This is a genomic window from uncultured Gemella sp. (assembly GCF_963525875.1).
Taxonomy (GTDB): domain Bacteria; phylum Bacillota; class Bacilli; order Staphylococcales; family Gemellaceae; genus Gemella.
In genome coordinates this window covers 1-22,117 of record NZ_CAURMG010000008.1, presented here as the reverse complement: position 1 = coordinate 22,117, position 22,117 = coordinate 1, and the positions used below count along the sequence as shown (strand labels likewise).

At 28.3% G+C, this 22,117-nt stretch carries 15 protein-coding genes; 13 read left to right on the top strand and 2 right to left on the bottom strand.

Features of this window, described 5'->3' with window-relative positions:
- Positions 1 to 30: 30 nt before the first annotated feature.
- The 9 genes from uvrC (at position 31) to RWQ73_RS02520 (ending at position 16,230) form a co-directional block, all read left to right on the top strand.
- Complete coding sequence (gene uvrC, locus RWQ73_RS02560) at positions 31 to 1,779, top strand: excinuclease ABC subunit UvrC (protein WP_314406558.1); 1,749 nt, start codon at positions 31 to 33, stop codon at positions 1,777 to 1,779.
- Positions 1,780 to 1,910: 131 nt separating this feature from the next.
- Complete coding sequence (locus RWQ73_RS02555; protein WP_314406557.1) at positions 1,911 to 2,825, top strand: fumarylacetoacetate hydrolase family protein; 915 nt, start codon at positions 1,911 to 1,913, stop codon at positions 2,823 to 2,825.
- Between the two features lie 16 nt (positions 2,826 to 2,841).
- On the top strand, positions 2,842 to 3,981 hold the full coding sequence (gene recA / locus RWQ73_RS02550) for a recombinase RecA (RefSeq protein WP_314406556.1): 1,140 nt from the start codon (positions 2,842 to 2,844) through the stop codon (positions 3,979 to 3,981).
- Between the two features lie 354 nt (positions 3,982 to 4,335).
- Entirely contained in the window at positions 4,336 to 6,519 is a 2,184-nt protein-coding gene (locus RWQ73_RS02545; RefSeq protein WP_314406555.1) for a UvrD-helicase domain-containing protein, read from the top strand.
- Between the two features lie 6 nt (positions 6,520 to 6,525).
- Complete coding sequence (gene ligA / locus RWQ73_RS02540; protein ID WP_314406554.1) at positions 6,526 to 8,514, top strand: NAD-dependent DNA ligase LigA; 1,989 nt, start codon at positions 6,526 to 6,528, stop codon at positions 8,512 to 8,514.
- Positions 8,515 to 8,516: 2 nt separating this feature from the next.
- Positions 8,517 to 8,792 (top strand): lipopolysaccharide assembly protein LapA domain-containing protein, encoded by a 276-nt coding sequence (locus tag RWQ73_RS02535; RefSeq protein WP_314406553.1) that lies wholly within the window; start codon positions 8,517 to 8,519, stop codon positions 8,790 to 8,792.
- A 34-nt stretch (positions 8,793 to 8,826) separates the two neighbouring features.
- Positions 8,827 to 11,088: a single-stranded-DNA-specific exonuclease RecJ gene (recJ, locus tag RWQ73_RS02530; protein ID WP_314406552.1), complete on the top strand. Its 2,262-nt coding sequence runs from the start codon at positions 8,827 to 8,829 to the stop codon at positions 11,086 to 11,088.
- 18 nt (positions 11,089 to 11,106) lie between these two features.
- Positions 11,107 to 11,724 carry a thioredoxin gene (locus tag RWQ73_RS02525; protein WP_314406551.1) on the top strand — a complete coding sequence of 206 codons (618 nt, stop codon included), beginning with the start codon at positions 11,107 to 11,109 and terminating at the stop codon, positions 11,722 to 11,724.
- Positions 11,725 to 11,943: 219 nt separating this feature from the next.
- Positions 11,944 to 16,230 (top strand): leucine-rich repeat protein, encoded by a 4,287-nt coding sequence (locus tag RWQ73_RS02520; RefSeq protein ID WP_314406550.1) that lies wholly within the window; start codon positions 11,944 to 11,946, stop codon positions 16,228 to 16,230.
- Positions 16,231 to 16,299: 69 nt separating this feature from the next.
- Here the strand turns inward: RWQ73_RS02520 and RWQ73_RS02515 are convergent, their stop codons facing one another.
- Positions 16,300 to 16,830 carry a VanZ family protein gene (locus RWQ73_RS02515; protein WP_314406549.1) on the bottom strand — a complete coding sequence of 177 codons (531 nt, stop codon included), beginning with the start codon at positions 16,828 to 16,830 and terminating at the stop codon, positions 16,300 to 16,302.
- 53 nt (positions 16,831 to 16,883) lie between these two features.
- Positions 16,884 to 17,255: an iron-sulfur cluster biosynthesis family protein gene (locus RWQ73_RS02510; RefSeq protein WP_314406548.1), complete on the bottom strand. Its 372-nt coding sequence runs from the start codon at positions 17,253 to 17,255 to the stop codon at positions 16,884 to 16,886.
- Between the two features lie 172 nt (positions 17,256 to 17,427).
- Here RWQ73_RS02510 and RWQ73_RS02505 point away from each other — a divergent pair, with 172 nt between their 5' ends.
- The 4 genes from RWQ73_RS02505 to efp all read left to right on the top strand — a co-directional run.
- Positions 17,428 to 17,940, top strand: a complete 513-nt coding sequence (locus RWQ73_RS02505) for an adenine phosphoribosyltransferase (RefSeq protein WP_314160977.1) — start codon at positions 17,428 to 17,430, stop codon at positions 17,938 to 17,940.
- Positions 17,941 to 17,963: 23 nt separating this feature from the next.
- Positions 17,964 to 20,831 carry an insulinase family protein gene (locus RWQ73_RS02500; protein ID WP_314406547.1) on the top strand — a complete coding sequence of 956 codons (2,868 nt, stop codon included), beginning with the start codon at positions 17,964 to 17,966 and terminating at the stop codon, positions 20,829 to 20,831.
- Between the two features lie 12 nt (positions 20,832 to 20,843).
- Entirely contained in the window at positions 20,844 to 21,485 is a 642-nt protein-coding gene (trmB, locus tag RWQ73_RS02495) for a tRNA (guanosine(46)-N7)-methyltransferase TrmB (protein WP_314084271.1), read from the top strand.
- A 156-nt stretch (positions 21,486 to 21,641) separates the two neighbouring features.
- Positions 21,642 to 22,117, top strand: a 476-nt coding sequence (gene efp, locus RWQ73_RS02490; RefSeq protein ID WP_314406545.1) for an elongation factor P, incomplete at its 3' end; no start/stop codon positions are given.

Genomic DNA, 22,117 nt, shown 5'->3' with positions numbered 1-22,117 from the left:
AAATTAATAAGTGAATTAATGGAGATTTATATGAATTTAACATTACAAAAAAAATTAGATTTAATACCAGAAAATCCTGGTTGTTATTTATATAAAGATAATATTGGTGAAATAATATATGTTGGAAAGGCTAAAAACCTAAAAAATAGAGTAAAAAGTTATTTTACAGGAACACATAATAAAAAAACACAAACTCTTGTTTCAAAAATAGAAGACTTAGAGTATATAATTGTTAATTCCGAAAAAGAAGCATTATTACTAGAGAACAACTTAATAAAAAAATATCGTCCATATTTTAACATACGCTTAAAAGATGATAAAAGCTATCCTTATTTAATGATTACTAAGGAAGAACATCCTAGATTAATCATGACTAGAAAGTATAAAAAGAATAATAAAAATATATATTTTGGACCTTATGTTGATATTAAATCTGCTGCAGAAGTTAAGAAAATATTAGATAAAATATACCCTTTAAGAAAATGTAATCCAGTAGAAAAAAGACCTTGTATGTATTATCAAATCGGTGAATGTATAGGACCTTGTGCGAAAAAAATTACTTCAGAAGATTACAAAGTACAAATTTCAAAAATTAAATCATTTTTAACTGGCAATACTAAGGAAATACTGACTGATTTAAAAAATAAAATGCAAAATCATATTAAAAACTTAGAGTTTGAAGCGGCTGGTCAGATTCATAGCTTTATAAGATCTATAGAGGTTTCTGTTCAAAATCAAGTAGTTTCAGATAGCAATAATATAGATAGAGATTATATAGGTTTTACATTTAATAATGATTATATTTGCATTCAAATATTTTTATCAAGACTAGGTAACATAATAGAACGCAAAGTAGAATATTTTAATTTATATGATAGTCCAGAGCAGATTTTATACTCTTATTTAATGCAGTATTATTCAATTAATAAACTTCCAAAAGAAATATATATTGATCAAGTTGATGAAGATTTACTTTCTGATGTCGTCGCTTGTAAAGTTATAATTCCTAAAAGAGGTAATCATAGGAAAATTTTAGATACAGTAAAAGAAAATGCTTCACATTATTTAAATAACAATTTGGCTATTGAAGAGCTTAAAGAAAGAAAGTTACAGGTAACACTTAATAATATTGCAGAGAAGTTAGGTGTTAGCTCAATTAATAGTATCGATGCTTTCGACAATTCAAATATTATGGGAATTGATGCTGTTTCTGTTAAAGTTAATTTTACAAATGGTAAGAAGAATACATATAATTATAGAAAATTTAAAATTGACGAATCTATAGGTATTAATGATGTTCAAACTATGAAAAAAGTTCTATATAGAAACTATAAAGATAAAAAGACGAATACAGAATTGCTTATTGTGGATGGAGGCAAAAATCATCTTAATGTAGCAATAGATGTAGTGCACAATACTCTAGGATTAACTCAAATCAAAATAATTGGCTTAGCTAAAAATGATAAACATATAACTGAGTATATTATTACTGATGATTATGAAATTATCGAATTTCCTAAAACATCTTCAGAATATTTGTTTTTAAAACAGATTCAAGATGAAGTACATAGATTCGCTATTACTTACCATAGAGCGACAAAAACTAAAAATATGTTTACTTCTAGTTTAGATAATATACCTGGTATAGGAAAAGTTAGAAAACAACTATTATTAAAATCATTCAATTCTTTAGAAGAGATAAAAAATGCATCTGAAGATAAGCTTTTACAACTTGGAATTCCTAAAGATGCAATAAAAAATTTAAAAAATAAACTTTAAAAACTTAAGTTATCCTTATTTTGCAATCAAAATTATACGGATAACTTAATTTTTTTGAATTATTCTATAGAAATATTACCAAAAGTATGGTATAATAACTTAAAGAAATTATAAAAGTCGAGGAGGCAACTATGAAATTTTTATCATTCAGTTATAACGATAAAGAATTATATGGAGTAAAAGTAAAACGTGAAGAAAGTGCATGGGACTTAATTAAAGTACTAGAAGATTTCGATAATAGTGAAAGTATTCCACAAACTTTAAGAGAAGCAATTGAAGTATATGGTGTTTCTTTTATTGAAAAAGTAAGAAAAGTATTAAAATTAGTTGCGGAAAGCAGCAACGCTGACAATTACAAAGTACCATTCGATAAAATAATTTGGCGTTCTCCAATCACAAGAACACCTAAAAATATTCTTTGTGTTGGGCATAACTATGAAGCACACGTTAGAGAACTTGGCGATGAGTTAGCAAAGACTCCTAAAGATGTTCTTATCTTTACTAAAGCAACAACAGCTTTAGCTGGTAATAACGAAGTAGTTCCATCTCATAAAAATATTACAGATAGCTTAGACTTTGGAGGAGAGCTTGCAGTAGTAATAGCAAAACCAGGTAAAAACATTCTTAAACCTTTAGTATTAGATTATATTTTCGGATATACAATTATGAACGATATTACAGCTACTGATCTTCAGTATAAACATGGACAATTTTTCTTAGGGAAATCATTAGAAAAATCAGCAGTAGTTGGGCCATATCTTGTTACTAAAGATGAAGTTAGTTCACCAGAATCAATGAATATTGTTACAAAAGTAAATGGTGAGATTAAACAAAATGCTATGACTTCTGAAATGTTATTTAGAGTTGATGATATATTAGCTGAAATTAGTAAAATAGTACCACTAGAAGCTGGAGATATTATTGCGACTGGAACACCTGCAGGAGTGGGATCAGCACAAAATCCACCAAAATATTTACAAACAGGTGATGAAATCAAAATTACTGTTGAGGGAATCGGTACATTAACTACTGTAATCGGAGACTAAGTAGAAAGGAAAAACAATGGCAAAAAAATCTAAAGACAAACAAGTTACACATATTGAAAAAGACGACTTAAAAGCACGTCAAGCCGCTATTAACGAAGCCATAAAAATAATCGAAAAAGAATATGGTAAAGGGGCTATTATGGATATTTCTTCTGAAAATCCAATTAAAGTAGAAGCAGTATCATCTGGCTCACTTGCAATTGACTCAGCATTAGGTATTGGTGGATATCCTAAAGGACGTATTGTTGAAGTTTATGGGCCTGAATCTTCAGGTAAAACAACAATAGCACTTCACGCTATTGCAGAAGTTCAAAAAACAGGAGGAATAGCTGCATTTATAGATGCTGAAAATGCTCTTGATATTGAGTACGCTAAAGCCTTAGGTGTTGATTTTACACCTGGTAAATTTTTCCTATCACAACCAGATAGTGGAGAGCAGGCACTTGATATTGCTGAAAAGTTAATTTTATCTGGAGCAATAGATATTATTGTTATCGACTCAGTTGCTGCATTAGTTCCAAAAGCGGAAATCGATGGAGTAATGGGTGCAAACCATATCGGACTGCAAGCTAGACTTATGTCTCAAGCTTTACGTAAATTAACTGGTCAAATAAATAAAGCCAATACTATCGCATTATTTATTAACCAACTTCGTGAAAAGGTTGGAGTAATGTTCGGAAGCCCTGAAGTAACGACTGGTGGACGTGCATTAAAATTCTATTCTACTATTCGTATTGATGTACGTAAAGGTGAAGCTATAAAAGGAACAGATAGTGAAATTCTTGGTAATAGAACTAAGATTAAAATTGTTAAAAATAAAGTTGCGCCACCATTTAAAATTGCTGAAGTTGATATTATGTTCGGTGAAGGAATTTCTAAAATCGGAGAAACTCTTGACTTTGCGGTTGATTTAGACATTATTAATAAATCAGGTTCATGGTTTTCGTATAATGGTGAACGCCTAGGGCAAGGTCGTGAAAATGTTAAGAAGATTTTTGAAGAAAATGAAGAACTTTACAATGAAATTTATGGACTTGTAAGGGAAGAAATTATGAACAAAACTGGGAAAAAGAATAGCTCAGTAGATGAAGATGAGTCAAATGATGATATTGACGAATTTGATTTAGGGATAGAGACTTTAGGTGAGGTAGAATAGTAATATATGAACAAAAAAATATTTAAAATTGTATTATGGTTAATGATATTTATCATATTAGCTAGTGGGTTTATTTCTGCAATAGCTATGTTCTTGTAATCTACATACAAACTAAATAAAAATATAGGGCAGATACAAAAGTCCTAAATTTTAAATAAGTTTATATGAGAACTCATAGACGCAGTGGTTTAATGATATCTTAATGCGGTTTATAAAAACTTTTTAGATATCTAATAAACTTTGCGGGAGTGACTCGACAAAATCGATTTCTCCGAAATTACGATTTTTGAGTCACTCCCTTTTATTTTGAAAATATGATAAAATATTAGTAGATAAAGAATAGGAGAAATAATAGTGAATTTTGTACAAAACATGAATGATAATCAGTTAAAGGCTATACTAAAAACTGAAGGTGCAGTAATGGTAATAGCGGGGGCTGGTAGCGGAAAAACGCGTGTATTAACAAACAGAATAGCTTATTTAATTGCAGAAAAAAACATATTAGAAAGTAATATCCTTGCCATTACATTTACAAATAAGGCTGCTAAAGAAATGAAAGAAAGAATCTACGCTTTAGTCGGAGAAACTTCGAAATACATTTGGATTAACACTTTTCACTCTATGTGTGTAAGAATTTTACGACAACACATTGAATTATTAGGATATAATAAAAATTTTACAATTCTAGATACAAGTGAGCAAAAATCAATAATAAAAAATATAGTAAAAAATTTAAATTTATCTGAAGATTCTTATCAGCCTGCAAATGTTTTAAAAATAATATCTAATTCAAAAAATAATATGATTACGGTAAAACAACTTAGAGAACAGTCTCGTTTTGGTTTTATGAAAAATGTTGCTGAAATATATGCACATTATCAAAGCTATTTAAAGAAAAATAGTGTTCTTGACTTTGATGATCTAATGCTTAAGACAATAACGTTATTTACAAAATACCCAGAAGTTCTTGCGATTTATCAAAATAAATTTGAATATATCCATGTTGATGAATATCAAGATACTAATATTATTCAATATAAACTTATAAAAATGTTATCAGAAATACATAAAAATGTCTGTGTAGTTGGTGATGATGATCAAAGCATCTATAGTTGGCGTGGAGCATGTAGTGATAATATTATAAATTTTGAAAAAGACTACGATAATATTGAATTAATCTTCTTGGATCAGAACTATCGTTCAAATTCGACGATATTAGATGCTGCTAATGCTGTTATTAAAAATAATACAGATAGAAAAGAAAAAGCTTTATGGTCAGAAAATAAAGGTGGCGGCAAAATTTCTGTCTATGCTGCATCAAATGATAAAGACGAGACAGATGACATCGCTAGAAAAATTTCTGAACTGAAAACAGAAGGTATTTCATATAAGGACATTGCAATATTATACCGTGCTAACTATCTTTCTCGTCAGATGGAAAATTCATGTTTAGCATTTGGAATTCCATACAAACTTATAGGTTCCCTTAAGTTCTTACAACGTCAAGAAGTTAGAGATTTACTAGCTTATTTAAATGTAATAGTTAATAGAGCTGATGAATTCAGTCTAAGAAGAATTATTAATGTTCCAAAACGTGGAATTGGTGCTAGTTCAATGGATAAAATTGATAACTACGCTTCTCAATATGGTATTACTCTATTTGAGGCACTAAAAAATATTGAAGATATAGGCGTTTCAAAAAAAATAGTAACTAATATTCATTTATTAACTAATCTTATTGAAAAATACTCAGAGATTGACAAATACTCAATTGATGAGCTTATAATTGGTATTTATAAAGATTCTGGTTATGAAAATATGCTAAAAGAATCAAATGATGCTTATGCTGAAAGTAGAATAGAAAATATATCTGAGTTGGTATCTTCAGCTAAACAGTTTTCTAGTATGAATGATAGCCTTATTGATTTTATTTCTGAGATGTCGCTTACTTCTGATGCTGATGATGAAAATGAAGATGATTCTGTTGTATTATCTACTATACATGCTTCTAAAGGTTTAGAATACAAGGTAGTATTTATTATGGGATTAGAAGAAAATCTTTTCCCTTCTATTAGAGATGCCGAGAGTAGCGCTGATGAGAAAAACAAAATGGAAGAAGAACGTCGTCTTGCGTATGTAGCTATTACACGTGCTAAAGAAAAATTATTCATGTCTTATGCTAATCGACGAATGCAGTTCGGATCTATTAAGATGAACAAGCGTTCTAGATTCTTAGATGAAGTACCGAATAAACTTATGCACTTCGAATCTGCTTTTGGCGGAACTTTTGAGTCGACAGATTCTAACATAGAACAAGCTAATAAATTTATAAGTAACTTGAGTCCGAAAATTAAAATAGCAGATAAACCAAAGACATCTGTAAGTACAAATTACGATGTTAATGACACTGTTGTTCATAAAAAATTCGGTGAAGGTACTGTCCTTGATATTACTGATGATAATGTTAAAGTAGAATTTAGTGAAGTTGGTATTAAAACTTTATTAATAGAATATGCTAACCTTACTAGAAAGGAATAATTATTTATGATACAAATTGAAGAAGAAATTTCTAAACTAGTTTCTTTATTAAATAAGTACTCGTATGATTATTACGTTGAAGATAATCCTCAAATTTCTGATACCGAGTATGATACATTATATAAACAATTAGAAAAGCTTGAAGAAAAATATCCTGAATTCATATTAGAAAATTCTCCTACACAAAGAGTAGGGGATAAGGTTCTAGATGAGTTTGAAAAAATCACGCATAAAGTACCTATGTTAAGTTTATCAAATACATTCTCTACTGAAGAATTAAGAGAGTTTGATTCTAGAGTAAAAAAATTAGTTCCAGATGACAAGGTTGAGTATATTTGTGAATTAAAAATTGATGGACTAGCAATTTCTATTAATTATGAAAATGGTAAACTTGTTAGTGCAGCTACTCGTGGAGATGGTACAGTTGGAGAAGATGTTACTGAAAATATAAAAACTATATTTTCTATTCCGAAGGTACTAAAAGATAATCGATCATTTGAAGTAAGAGGTGAAGTATATTTACCTAAAAAATCATTTGAATTACTAAATAAAGAGAGAGAAAATAATAACGAAGTATTATTCGCTAATCCACGAAATGCTGCAGCAGGATCCTTAAGGCAATTAGACTCTAAAATTACCGCAAAAAGAAGGTTATCAGCATTTATTTATTCAATAGTAGGTGATGATACTATTATATCTCAAGAACATGCCTTAAATATTGCTGAAGACTATGCTCTTCCTGTTAATCCAAATTATAAATTATGTAAAGATATTAACGAAGTAATTAGCTATATAAATTATTGGACGGAAAATAAAAAGGATTTATCTTATGATATCGATGGTATAGTTATTAAAGTAAATTCATATTCTACACAAGAAGAAGTTGGTTATACGCAAAAAAGTCCAAGATGGGCTACTGCATATAAGTTCCCAGAAGAAGAACTTGCAACAAAATTATTAGATGTAGAGCTTAGTGTTGGTAGAACAGGGATTATTACTCCTGTAGCTATTCTAGATCCTATAGTTATATCTGGTTCTACAGTCTCAAAAGCATCTTTACATAATAAAGATATTATTGATGAACTTGATATTCATATTGGCGATATGGTAGTAGTAAAAAAAGCTGGTGAAATAATTCCTAAAGTGGTTAGAGTAGTAAAAGAATTGAGAACTGAGGGAACTAATAAATATGTAATGCCAACATTTTGCCCATCTTGTAAAGAACAAACATATACTAAAGAGAATGATCCTTTTACAAGATGCAAAAATCCAGATTGCCCTGATCAAAATATTAGAAAAATTATTCATTTTTCTTCTAGAGAAGCACTTAATATCGAAGGACTTGGTGATAAAGTGGTTGCAACATTATACGAGCAAGGTATAATTTCTCACACTATAGATTTATTCTCATTAGATAGAACTAGACTAGTATCACTAGATCGTATGGGAGAAAAATCAGTTGATAATTTATTAAATGCAATTGAAAATGCCAAACAGAGTTCATTGGATAAAGTAATATTTGCTCTTGGAATTCTTAATGTTGGAAAAAAAGCTAGTAAAATATTAGCAGAAAAGTATTTAAATCTTACAAATTTTATGAATGCAACGTTAGATGAACTTATAAACTTAGATGATGTGGGTCAAATTACTGCTGATTCTATATTGGATTATATGTCTGATGAAAATAATATTAAATTTATTAACGATTTAATCAGTATTGGAATGAATCCTCAATATATAATTAAGGAAGTTAATACAAATAATATTTTTTCAGGTAAAACTGTCGTTTTAACAGGAAAACTAGTTGAATTAACTAGAAATGAAGCTAAAGAATATTTAGAAAAAAACGGCGCAAAAGTTACTGGTAGTGTTACTTCAAAAACTGATTTAGTAATCGCAGGTGAGAAAGCAGGATCTAAACTGACAAAAGCGGAGCAGTTAGGAATTGAAGTAATAAATGAAGAACAATTTGTAAACATGGTTAGAGAGGTGTAATAATGGATAATAAGTTACCATATAAAGTTTTTGGTATAGTTATTGTATTCGTATCAATAATTACATTTTTTATTATGAATTATAATTCAGTACCTGTATCATTTATATTTTTCAAGGTTAAATTACCATTAACAATATTATTTTTTGTTTGTTTCTTTATGGGAATAATAGCTGCAAGTTTTTATTGGTATCAAAAATATAAAACTTTGGCAAAAAAATATGAAAGAACTGAGAAATTATTATTTACAAAAGAAAAATTAGAAAATACAAATAAATAATATAATAAATATAGTATAGAAATGAGGTGAAAAAATGGGAATAAAGTATAATTGGATTTATCCAAATTACGATGAAACTTTCATAAAAGAACTTGAGTCTTATAATATTTCTAAAAATATAGCAAAAGTTCTCAATGCAAGAAATATAACAGATTTGTCTTCAGTAAAAAAATATTTTTCTGATGAATATGAAGAAGGTTACGATCCATTTCTAATGTACGATATGCAGAAAGCTGTTGATAGAATTAATGAAGCTATCGAAAATGAAGAAAAAATTCTTGTTTATGGAGATTATGATGCAGATGGTATCACATCAACAGTTCTATTGGTTGAAACATTATTGTCTTTAGGAGCAAATGTTTCTTCGTATATTCCAAATCGATTTGATGAAGGATATGGTCCTAATAAAGATGCATTTACTAAAATTATTGATTCTGGAATAAGTTTAATTATTACTGTTGATAATGGTATTGCGGGAGTTGAAGAAGTTGATTTAGCGAACGACCTTGGCTGTGATGTTATTATAACAGATCACCATAAAATTCAAGATACAATACCAAATGCATACGCTATTATTCATCCTGAGCATCCTAAAGGGGATTATCCTTTTAAAAAATTAGCGGGTGTGGGTGTTGCTTTTAAACTTGCTCATGCATTATTAGAGATTTTTCCGGATTTCCTACTAGATTTAGTTGCTATTGGAACGATAGCTGATATGGTGTCAATTACTGATGAGAATAGAATATTTGTAAAACAAGGATTAGAATTATTAAATGAAGATCCACGTATCGGTCTTAAAATGCTTCTTGAATTATCTAGTACAGATACTAAAATCGATGAACAAACAATTGGTTTTTATATAGCACCTAAATTAAATTCAATAGGTAGAATGGATAGTGCAAAATTAGGGCTAGCTTTCTTAATGGCAGAGGATGCAACTAATGCTCGTAATCTTGCTGAACAAATTGAAAAATTTAATATAGAACGCAAGCAAGTAACAGAAGATATAGTTAAGGATGTAATAACTACTATTGAAAATTCTGATAAAAAAGATAAGAATGTTATTATGATATCTGGAAACTATCACGAAGGTGTCTTAGGAATTGTCGCTTCTAATATAGTTGAGAGATATCAAAAACCTGTTTTGATAATGAATTATAAAGACGGTATATTAAAGGGTTCAGCACGTAGTATTTTTGATTTTAACATATACACGGCTATGAATAAGATATCTGATTTATTTCTTGCATTTGGAGGGCATACATTAGCTGCAGGTTTTTCTTTTGAAGAGAAAAACTTTGATAAAATCCAAGAGTTTCTCCATAATGAATATGAAGAATACAAACAAAATAATGAATTGAAATCAACTAAAAATATAGATATCGTCACTTCTTTAGAAGAAATGAGTTATCAGTTTCTTAGTTCTTTAGAAGTATTAAAACCTTACGGTATGGATTTTGAAAAGCCTACTATTTTACTAGAAAATGCAATGGTTCTAAATAAAACTTATTTTGGTTCTGAGAAACAATACTTAAGAATAACAATTGCAGATGAAGTAGGAAACTTAGAATGTATTAGTTTTAAAGATATCAAGGCTTTTGATAAAGTAGAAAAAAATGATATAATCGATTTATTATGTACTCTGGACAAAAATAATTTCAATGGACGTACAAAATTACAAGCACATATTGTTGATATTCAAATAAAAGAGTTCTTATTTGAGGATTTGAGATTTATAAACTATGATATTAGCAAAATAGATAGTAATTGTTTAAAACTTTCAAAAACAATTGATGATAATGCTCGTAACTTCTATTTATACAAAGATATTGATAATATAGGTGAAGATTTTGATTATATTTATTTATTAGATATACCTAATAGTAAGGACTATATAAAAAAAATAGTTGAATGCAAACCTAAAAAGATTTATTTAGTCTGTGAGGAAAAATATATTCTTTCGGAAAAATATCAAATTGATAAAGATAGACTAATTAAGTTGTTTAATATTGTTTTATCGACTTCCAATAAACAAATTAATATTGCTCAACAACTAGATAAGTTATTAGTAGCATTAAACACAAATGTTGATAGTCTAAAAATAATGATTCAAATTTTTCAAGAATTAAACTTAGTTAACTTTGAAAATAATACTATAATTTTAAATAAAAATTATAAAACTGTTGATTTAAAACATTCGGCAAGCTTTGTTAAAATGGAGAGTATATTTGAAGCAGAAAAAATACTCTTAAAAGAGAGCATAGCTAACATTAATAAATTATTTGATAACAAATAAAATTTTAAGGAGAAATACATGAAAATATTATATTTTTGGGATGCATATTGCGGATGGTGTTATGGATTCAATAAATTATTTACAGAATTTTATAAAAACCATACTGACATAGAGATTGAGATTGTATCTGGCGGATTATATATATTAGAAAACAGTAATAAAATTTCTAAATATACATTTAAAAACGAAGAAATAGTAGAGATGTATAAGGTTGAATTTGGAGAAGCCTATAACAAGGTAGTAGAAGAAGGAGAACTAGTTCTAAATTCTGTACAGCCTGCTATAGCACTAAATACGGTTAAAGAATTAATTCCAAATTCAAAACTACTTGATTTTGCTTATGATATACAAAAGAAATTTTTTATTGAAGGAAAGAGTCTAAGCGAAGTTGGTACTTATCTAGAGTTATGTGAAAAATACGACCTAGACTATTCTGATCTTGCCCTTAAACTTACAATAGCATTTAAAGACACAAATCCAATACAACAAGACTTTTTAAAAACTCTAAATCTTGGTATAGAATCTTATCCGACTGCAGTTATTGAAAAAAATGGTGAATACTTTGATTTAGTAGGATATGCAACAGAAGCAGAAGATATAGAAATTCATTATAATTTAATTGCTAAAAAACTATAAATACTTTTATTAATTATTTTTCATTGTGGCAAATTTATGAACAAAATATTTTAGAGAGAAATCCCATGAATTCAATATTTTTATAACTTAATCCATGAATTTTCTCTCTAATTTTTTTTTATTTTAATGATTTTACTTGTATCTTCTATTCTGTTGTAGTATAATATGCTTATAATTAACGATACTGATTATCAGTATAGAATTTATTGGAGGCATTCTATGACAAAAAAATACAATAGCAAATTCATAGCTGGATTAGCAGTTCCTATTTGTTTAACAATAACTACTACGGGCGTATCTAATCCTATATTAAATACAAAGTTAAATATCGCTTATGCTCAAGGTGAGCAAAGTGAAGGTTTTAAAATCTACGAAGCTGAAATAGGAGGAAGTGGTTCGTTAGAATTTACTGTAGAAGGTAAAGATTCATCTAATGATATATTTAATAAATACTGGAAAAATGTTGATAAACTATTAATCGATGGAAAAGATTTCGGTTTTAATAGTGAGTCATCTGCTTCTAAAAATTATACATTATATGGTAATACTGTATTTATTGGTAATAAAGATATAGAAGCTCATTATAATAAACAAAATAAACACAAAATTGAATTTATTTTTAAAGATGGTTCAAAAGCTGTATATGAAGACAAAGGATACGTAGATCCAACTGCTAAGCCAAAACTGATTAATGAAGGTTTGAAAATAACAGAACCTCAATTAGATAATGATTCTCTAATCTTCTTCTTAGAAGGTTCAGATATTTATAAAAATTACTGGTCAAAAGTTTCTAAACTTACAGTAGATGGAAAAGATTTTGGTTTCGATAAACAAAACACAAATAGTAAATTTTATAATCTTTATAATGATCAAGTAACTGCAATAGATAAGGCTATAACAGATCATTACAAAAAACAAGATAAGCACAAAATTGAATTTACATTTGAAGATGGATCTAAAACAACTTATGAAGATACTGGTTATGTTGAATCAAGTACTGAGTCAAAAGAAAATGAAACTGATTCTAATAAACCAGCTACAAATGCTAAATATACTATTTCTAAATTAGATAAAGGTGCAAATTGGAAAAACGAAAAACACTTAACATTAGAATTATCTGATACTTCAGTTTATGATAATTTTGTAGATGAAATAGTTAGTGTAAATCTAAACGGAACAACTGTAAATAAAGATGTTTTTAAGGATAAGGTAGAAACATCAAAATATCTTGGAATCAGAATCTTTAATGAAGATTTAGTGAATGCTTTAAAAGATGCAGATAATAAATTAGAGGTTAAACTTTCTGATGGAACTATAATTTCTTATCCGGCTTCAACTGATAAAAAAGAAGATTCAAAACCTACAGAACCAAAACAAGATACTCCAGCAACTAGCGCATCATATGCTCAAAAAGATTTAGTTACTAAAGTAGAAAAGAATAGCTATGGGGATGAATTAAACATTACTCTTGCAGATGGATTTAAAGCAGAAGATGTTCTTAAAAACACTAAAGAAGTTGTTATCAATGGAAAAACATTCAACAAATCACTATTTAGTAAAAACTGGAAAGGTCAAATCGTTACTTTCGATGACGGTGGAGAAAGCCTTAAAGCATTTAAAGCATGGAACTTTGATGGAGATAATACAATTGTATTTAAAGCAAATGATGGAACTGAAAGTAAAACTTTTACTACTGGAAACAAGGTAGCTGAAGAAAAACCAACACCAGAAAAAACTCCTGAAAAACAAGATGAGAAAACTTATTCACTTACTGATAAATTAGAAGATGGTGAATACACTTTAGGATTTAACGCTTTATACGCTGATGGAAGACAAGGAACTTCTATGTTAGAAGGATTCTTTGACAAAAATGTGAAATTAGTAGTTAAAGATGGAAAAATGAGTATTACAATGTTAAATACATTATTTGCTCATGGTCTATATGATTTTGCCATCCAAAACAAAGGTAAATGGGAATCAGGTGTGAAAGAAAACTTTGGTGAGAAGAACTCAGCAGGTCAATATGACAGAGCGTTATTTACTCTACCGGTAGAAGATTTAGATCAAATTCATTTAGGTGGTGTTATAGTTTCTTATATGGGTTCTTTAGAAAGTGATAAAGGAAACTTCGATAAATATACTAACGTTAAACTAAAATTCAAACCTGAAATTAAAAAAGGATGGAAAGGATTTGATCTTGTAGAAAAAAATAACGAAGAACGTAAAAAAAGTGATGACTTACTTCAGAAAAAATTAATAGCTAATGGTGTAGATACTAATAAAGATGGCGTTGTTTCTGAAGAAGAACTGAAAAACTTCACTGGGGATATCAACCTTGGATCATTTGAAATTGATGGAAAGGTAGATAAAGGTGCAATTTATAATTTAGATTTATTAAAACATATGGGACCTGGTGTTAAATCATTCTCATCTGACAGTAATAACTTTGGAGAAATTCCAGAAGACTTATTTAAAAATGCGGTTAATATCGAACGTATAAATTTAGGTGGAAATGGAATTACTAAACTTCCTGAAAAATTATTCGCTAATAATACTAAATTAAAAACTTTAAACTTATCGGCTAATAATTTAGGAAACGTACCTGAGAAAATTTTTGAGAACAATCCTAATCTAGAATCTGTAGAATTTAGTCAATCTTGGCTATCTACTTTACCAGCAAATGTATTTGCTAATAATACTAAATTAAAAACAGTTAGTTTATCTAACAATAAAATCGTTTCATTACCAGATGATTTATTTAAAAATAACCCTGGATTAACTTTCTTAGCTGTAACAGATAACGAACTTACAAAATTACCTTCAAGTATTGCAAGTTTAACAAATCTAACTCAGCTTTATGCTGCTAATAATAGACTTACAACATTACCAGAAAATGGTATTAATCTAACTAAATTAAACACATTAGTTTTAAATAATAACAATATCTCAACTTTATCTGATGAATTATGGAAAACTCTAGCTAAAAATAAAGCAACTGTCAGATTGGTAAATAACCAAATTAGTAATATTCCATTAGAATTAATAAAAGCTAACGGTAGTCTTCAAATTCTAGATATAGCAAATAATAATCTACCTGCTACTTTACCATTCAGTGAAGCAGATACAAAATTATTAGGTATCTCTCCAGATGTAACTCAAGGATACTATCCACAAAAACAAGCTATTGAATTAAATGTTGTCGCAAAAGATAATAAGATTACAATTGAACCAAAAGATGAAAAATTAACTATTCTGAACCTATTACACTGGTATAGAGGGCGTTCAGAGTACTACGGTGGAGAAGGTATCTTACAAGGATTGGAAAAATATAAAGAATTCTTAGCAAAACAAAATAAAACTATGGCTGAACTTCTTAAGAGTGATGATTATGGACGAAATTGGTATATAGTAACAAAAGTTGAGCGTATACGTGGAAACGAAGTTAAAGAACTAAGCTCTACAAGTGTTACAAATGAAGATGACAAGAAATTAGAAATCTCAGATAATGACATGAAAGCAGGAGATAAATATCGTATTACTAAAGTTCTTTACGAAAAAAATGCAACTAATATAGATGATAAGATTATAGAAATTCATACTGTAGTAGATGCTCAAATTAAAACAGAAGAACCTAAAATTGAAGATAAAAAAGAAACTCCTAAACAAGTAGAAACTACTGAGCCTAAAACACCAGAAAATAACCCAAAAGACGATAATAAAGTGGAAGTAGAGCCAGAAATTAAACTTCCTGAAAATAACGATAAAGGCAAAGTTAGAGATACAGAGTTTGAGTTATTAAGAAAAGAGACTCTAACAAATATCGATAATGATAATAAACTAAGTGTATTAGAAAAAGAACAATTGGTATCTATCGTTAAGAATGCTATTTCAACTGATACTCTTGTTGATACATTATCAGATGGAATCGAGGTAAAAGTTCAATTTGATAATTCTACTGTTAAAGCTGAAAAATTCGTAGCTAAACAATCAGATAATGTTACTTCATTAAAAGCTGAGCAATTAGTAAAACAATTAGATGGTAATCGTAGCGTTGTTAAAACTATAGATCTACACTTCACTGATACTGATGGTAACATAATTGATAAACAAGGTGGTACAAGAGCAGTTACTCTAACTGTTGTCGCAAACGAAAATGAAGAATTAGAAGTATACTATGTAAATGGAGATAAATTAGAAAAAGTACCAAGTATCTATAAAGATGGAAAACTTACATTCTATACAAGTCACTTTAGTACATATACTATTGTGAAAAAATCAAATAACCAAACAGGAAATAATTCTAATGGAAAACTTACTATTAATGACCTAAGAGGAGATAATAGTGGAAATACAAATACCTCAAACGGAGGATCAGGAGTGGCTCCAAAACAAGGATTAACTGGATTACTACCAAAAACAGGATTAACAACAAGTAGTATATCAACAATTGCATTATTAATACTAGGTGGAGTAGTAGCAAGATTTAGATTTAGAAGAAATAAATAGTATAAAATAAAAAAGATAGCGTTGATCAACAATATGATCCGCTATCTTTTTTAACTACAACTATCATATTTACAATAAATAATAAATATCATAGATAATATATCCAGTAATAATAATCAAAAGAAAATTCATATATATTCGTAGTTTTTCTCTGAAAATCAATGAAACGCTATTTATAATAATTACACCTATAATTGCTCCAAGTGTATTATCAATTACATCCGTTATATCTGGAAATCCTATAGTTAAAATATATTGAGTAGTTTCATAAAATAAACTTAGCATAAATGCTAAAATAATAGCTCTTAAACCTGAAGAATTTGGAAATATCATTTTCACATAAAAACTAAAAGGAATAAAGAATAGCACGTTTAATATAACCTCTGTTATATCAAAATTCCCATTCTTATATGGAATTATATTGATAGTTCTCCAAGTAATTCCAGGATGTAATAAAACACGTGGATTAGCTATCCAGCTGAAATCACTTTTATATAATAATGAAACATCCATCTTAGCTATAATTATCCATGATAAAATGGATAAATATATCATAAATAGTATCATTGTTAATTTCCTGCTGTTTAATACTGTTCTCAAGACATCCTCCTTTTTATATGTTAATAAATATTATGATAACAAAACAGCTTTAATTACAGTTTAATAATTAACTTAACTTGTTCAGAAATAATTCCCGCTTCACTTTTTAAAAATAGGTTAAAATTATTAAAATCGAAGACATTATTTTCATTAAACATCATTTCATAAAATTCAGGATAGAATGCTTTTCCTAAATTTGTATCTAAAGTTTTATTGTATTTATCATACTTAATATTCGAATCATTTTTATCAACTATTAAAACTCGGTACTTATTATAAACCTCGCAATGACAAGCAGAACTTCCATCACTATACGGACTGTTTCCATCAACATAATCAATTATAATGTTATATGAGTCTTGATTTACTCCATTTAATTTATTTAAGATATAATTAGTTGCTTCATTTGAAAATGTAAATTTCATTTCTTTTACTCCTTTTTTATTTATATAAAATATTCTATCACATTTTCAACTGACTTAACAATATTTAATATTATTTAAAAATAAGTGAATATTACTGTTAAAAATTGCTAATTTTGGTATTTTATAGTATAATAATTGAGTTAAGAAAACATTTAGGAGATAAGTAAAATAAATGAATTTAGAAAAATACATTTCAATCGTACCAAATTGGCCAAAAGAAGGAATCAGTTTTAAAGATATTACGACTTTAATGGCGGATGGAGAAGCATATAAATACGCTACAGATCAAATTGTAAATTATGCAAAAGAGAAAAAAGTTGATGTAGTTGTAGGACCAGAAGCTCGTGGTTTCATTATCGGATGTCCCGTATCTTATTCACTAGGAATTGGTTTTGTACCAGTTAGAAAACCTAATAAATTACCTCGTGAAGTTATTTCTTATCAATATGATTTAGAATACGGTAGTAACACTCTAACAATGCACAAAGATGCGATTAAACCAGGTCAACGAGTTTTAATTACTGATGATTTATTAGCTACTGGTGGAACAATTGAAGCAACTATTAAATTAGTAGAAGAATTAGGAGGAATCGTAGTAGGTATTGCGTTCTTAATCGAGTTAGATGGTCTAAACGGAATGGACAAACTACAAGGTTATGATGTTCTAACATTACTTAAAATGTAATCTACTATGAGTAATTAAATAATATGACATTTGAACTTATAGAAAAGAAATATCTAAAAAATATAAATACGACTGCTTATCTTTATGAGCATTCTAAAACTCGTGCTAAATTAGTATTCTTTCAAAACGATGATATAAACAAAAGTTTTAGCATAAGTTTTAAAACTATCCCTTATAATGATAATGGTATTTTTCATATTTTAGAACATTCTGTTTTATGTGGTTCAGCGAAATATCCAGTAAAAGAACCTTTTGTAGAACTACTTAAAGGTTCTTTTAATACATTTTTAAATGCTATGACATTTCCTGATAAAACTATGTATCCAGTATCGTCTAAAAATGTGAAAGATCTAGAAATTTTGATGGATATATACTTAGATGCAGTATTTAATCCAAACTTAAAAATTAACTCGAATATATTAGCTCAAGAAGGATGGCACTATCACCTTGAAAACATTGGTGATGAACTTATCTATAAAGGTGTAGTATACAATGAAATGAAAGGAGCTTATTCATCTGTTGATGAGGTCCTAGATCAACGTGTTAGTGAACATTTATTTAGTGATACACCTTATAAATATTCTTCAGGAGGTAAGCCAGAAGCTATTCCTTCAATTACTCAAGAAGAATTTTTGGAAACTTATAATTATAATTACCACCCAAGCAACAGCTATATCTTTTTATATGGTGATTTAAACATCGAAGAGTATTTAAATCACATAGATAGTTATCTAAACAACTATGAATATAAAGATTACAGCGACTACCAATTAGTTCGACAAGAAAAATTTTCTTCAGAAATCATCAAACATACTTACTTCAATGAAGATACTAAGAATAGAGCATATGTTGCTTATAATTATATTCTTGGTGATAGCAATGAATTTAGTAAAATTGAGAATATAGATATTATTGATGATATCCTTCTTGGAAGTAGTAATACTGAATTTAGAAAATACTTCATTGATAATAATATTTGTGAAGATGTATATAGCTATGTCCAAAAAGATAGAAAAGAAGCAGTATATTCTATTATCTTTAAGTATGTAAGTGATGATAAATTAGAAAGTCTTGATACCGAATATAAAACAATATTACAAGATATTATTACTAAAGGATTTGATTATGAGCAAGTTCAAGCCTCAATTAATAAAAAGAATTTTTCTATTAAAGAGGAAATCAACAAAACTTCTTCACCAAAAGGTGTATCATATGCTATTAGACTATTAAGAACATGGTTATATAGTAAAGATAATATATTGGATGCCTTTGATTTAGATAATGTAATCTCACACTTACAAGAAAACTGCGTTAATAAACAATATGAAGATCTTGCTAGACAGTTTCTTGTTGAAAATAGCAAACAGGCTATATTACACTTAATTCCGACATTAGAAAAAGAAAATAAAGAGAAGGATTTAGTTAAATATAAGTCTACTTTATCTGATAGTGAATTAGAAAATGTAGTAAAAAGTACTAAGTCTCTACAAGAATGGCAAAGTAGTGCGGATAAGAAAGAGGATCTAGAAAAAATACAATGTGTTGATGCTAATGAGGTTGAATTAAAAAATCCATTTGAAGAAACTTTCTTTGAAAACTACAAAGAAATTAAGTTTTCTCATTTTAACGCTGTAACTAATGGTATTTCATATTCTAAATTACTATTTAATATAAGTGATTTTGAAATTGAACAGATGCAATATGCTTCAGTTTTGTCTTATCTATTATTTAACTTTAATACTAAGAACAAATCAGAAGCAGAAATCATTAAAGAGATTGGAGCTAATCTTGGTGGATTAAGTTCTTATGTAGATGTCTATAGAAAGCATAAAAGTGAAGAATGTGAAGTGAAATTTATAATCAGTGCCAAGTACTTAGTTGAAAAAGTAAGAGAATTAGCTTCTATTCTTGAAGAATCTACAATCAACGCTGATTTTGAGGATAAAGAAGCGCTATATAATGTACTTCTAGAAATTAAACTTATGCTTGAAAATAAATTTAAAAATTCTGGACACGCGTTTGTATCACGCCGTATTAGCGGATATTACAATCCTCAAAGCAAGTTAGCTTCATATCACGGTGAATATGATTTTTATGTGTTTATAAGTGAATTAGTAAATAATTATGAACAAAATAGTGATAAAATTAAAAAACAACTATATACTGTTACAAATTTAATTTTTAACCAAGCTAGATTATTAGTTAACTTTGTAGGTAATACAGAAGAATACACTAATTTCAAAGAAAATATATCTTCATGTTTAATTAAATATCCTAGTGAATTGGAAAAACAAAAAGGATTTGAAATTAAATTAGAAGATCAAGGTTATTCTGAAGGTTTTTACTTTGATTCCCTAGTTCAATACGTTGGTGTAGGTTATAATATTAGCAGTTACAGTGGTACACACTTAGTTCTAAGACATATATTAAGTTTAGATTATTTATGGAATAATGTACGTGTGAAAAACGGTGCCTATGGTTCTGGGGTAATTTTTAATACTTTTGGAGATTTTAATTTATGGTCTTACCGTGATCCAAACTTGATTGAAACATTAGATATATACTATGCTATTGATAAATATGTGGAGAATATAGAAGCTGATGATAATGATCTTAACAAGTACAGAATTGGTACTTTAAATGCATTAGATATGTTAATGTCACCTAGTGCGCAAGCCGCATATTCACTAAATAAATATATTACAAATTCACCATTTGAAATATACGATAAACTTGTTGATGAAATTAAAACTACTTCAATTGACGATATTAGAAAGTTGTCTAAAGAGTTCGAAGATATGAAATCTAAAGCATATACTTGTATTCTTGGTTCAAAAGATAAAGTATTAGAAAATAGACAATTATTCAATAAAACAATAGAATTAAAATAGAAAGGTACATGAATGAGAGTTCGAAATAGAGCAGATGCTAGAGAGCGTCTAGAGAATAGTCCAGTTGTATTTTTACAACCTAAAAATAATAAGGGGAAATGGAAAGAAGTTTTTGGAAATGAAAATCCAATTCATCTAGAAATTGGGAGTGGGAAAGGTAAGTTTATTCATACACTTGCTGAAAGACACCCAGACATTAATTATATAGCTATGGAGGCCCAACCAACTGTACTAACATTCTTATTAGATAAAGTTGAAGAAACACATAGAGATAATTTAAAGTTAATCTCAGGGAATGCAGAAGATCTATTAGAATATTTTGCAGATGGGGAAGTAGATCAGTTATATTTAAACTTTTCAGATCCATGGCCTAAAACAAGACATGAAAAAAGACGCTTAACTTTCCATACATTTCTTGCACGTTATGAAGCAATATTAAATGGTAATAAAACAATCGTTCAGAAAACTGATAACCAAGGTTTATTTGAATACAGTTTAATGAGTTATGCAAAATATGGATATACTTTTAATAGACTTTCACTAGATTTAACTAATAGTGTGTATGAAGAAGATAATGTTCATACTGAGTATGAAGATAAGTTTATTAAAAAAGGTAATCGAATATATATGGTAGAGGCTATAAAGAAAAAATAATAAATTAAAGTTTACATAAATAATATTATGTAAACTTTGTTAAGTGTTGATATTTCTATTACTATAATTTACACTAAAATTATTAGTTTATACCTTGATTTTAAAAAAAAATTTATTTATAATATTATTAATACAATTTAAAGGAGAAATTTAATAATGATATCAGTTAATGATTTTAAAACTGGAGTTACTATCGAAGTTGATGGAAACATTTGGAAAGTAATGGAATTCCAACACGTTAAACCTGGTAAAGGAGCTGCGTTTGTTCGTTCTAAATTAAGAAATATGCGTACTGGTGCAGTAAACGATAAAACTTTCAGAGCTGGTGAAAAAGTAGCAAAAGCACAAATCAATAACCAAAAAATGTCATATCTTTACTCAACTGGTGAAGCTTATGTATTTATGGATAACGCTACTTACGAGCAAATCGAAGTGCCTGAAGCACAATTAAAATATGAATTAAACTTCTTAAAAGAAAATATGGAAGTTTCAATCTTAATGTTTGGTGATGAAATCTTAGGTATCGACTTACCAACAACAGTAGAACTTACTGTAACTGAAACAGAACCTGGTGTTAAAGGTGATACTGCACAAGGAGCTACTAAAGCTGCTACAGTAGAAACTGGATACAC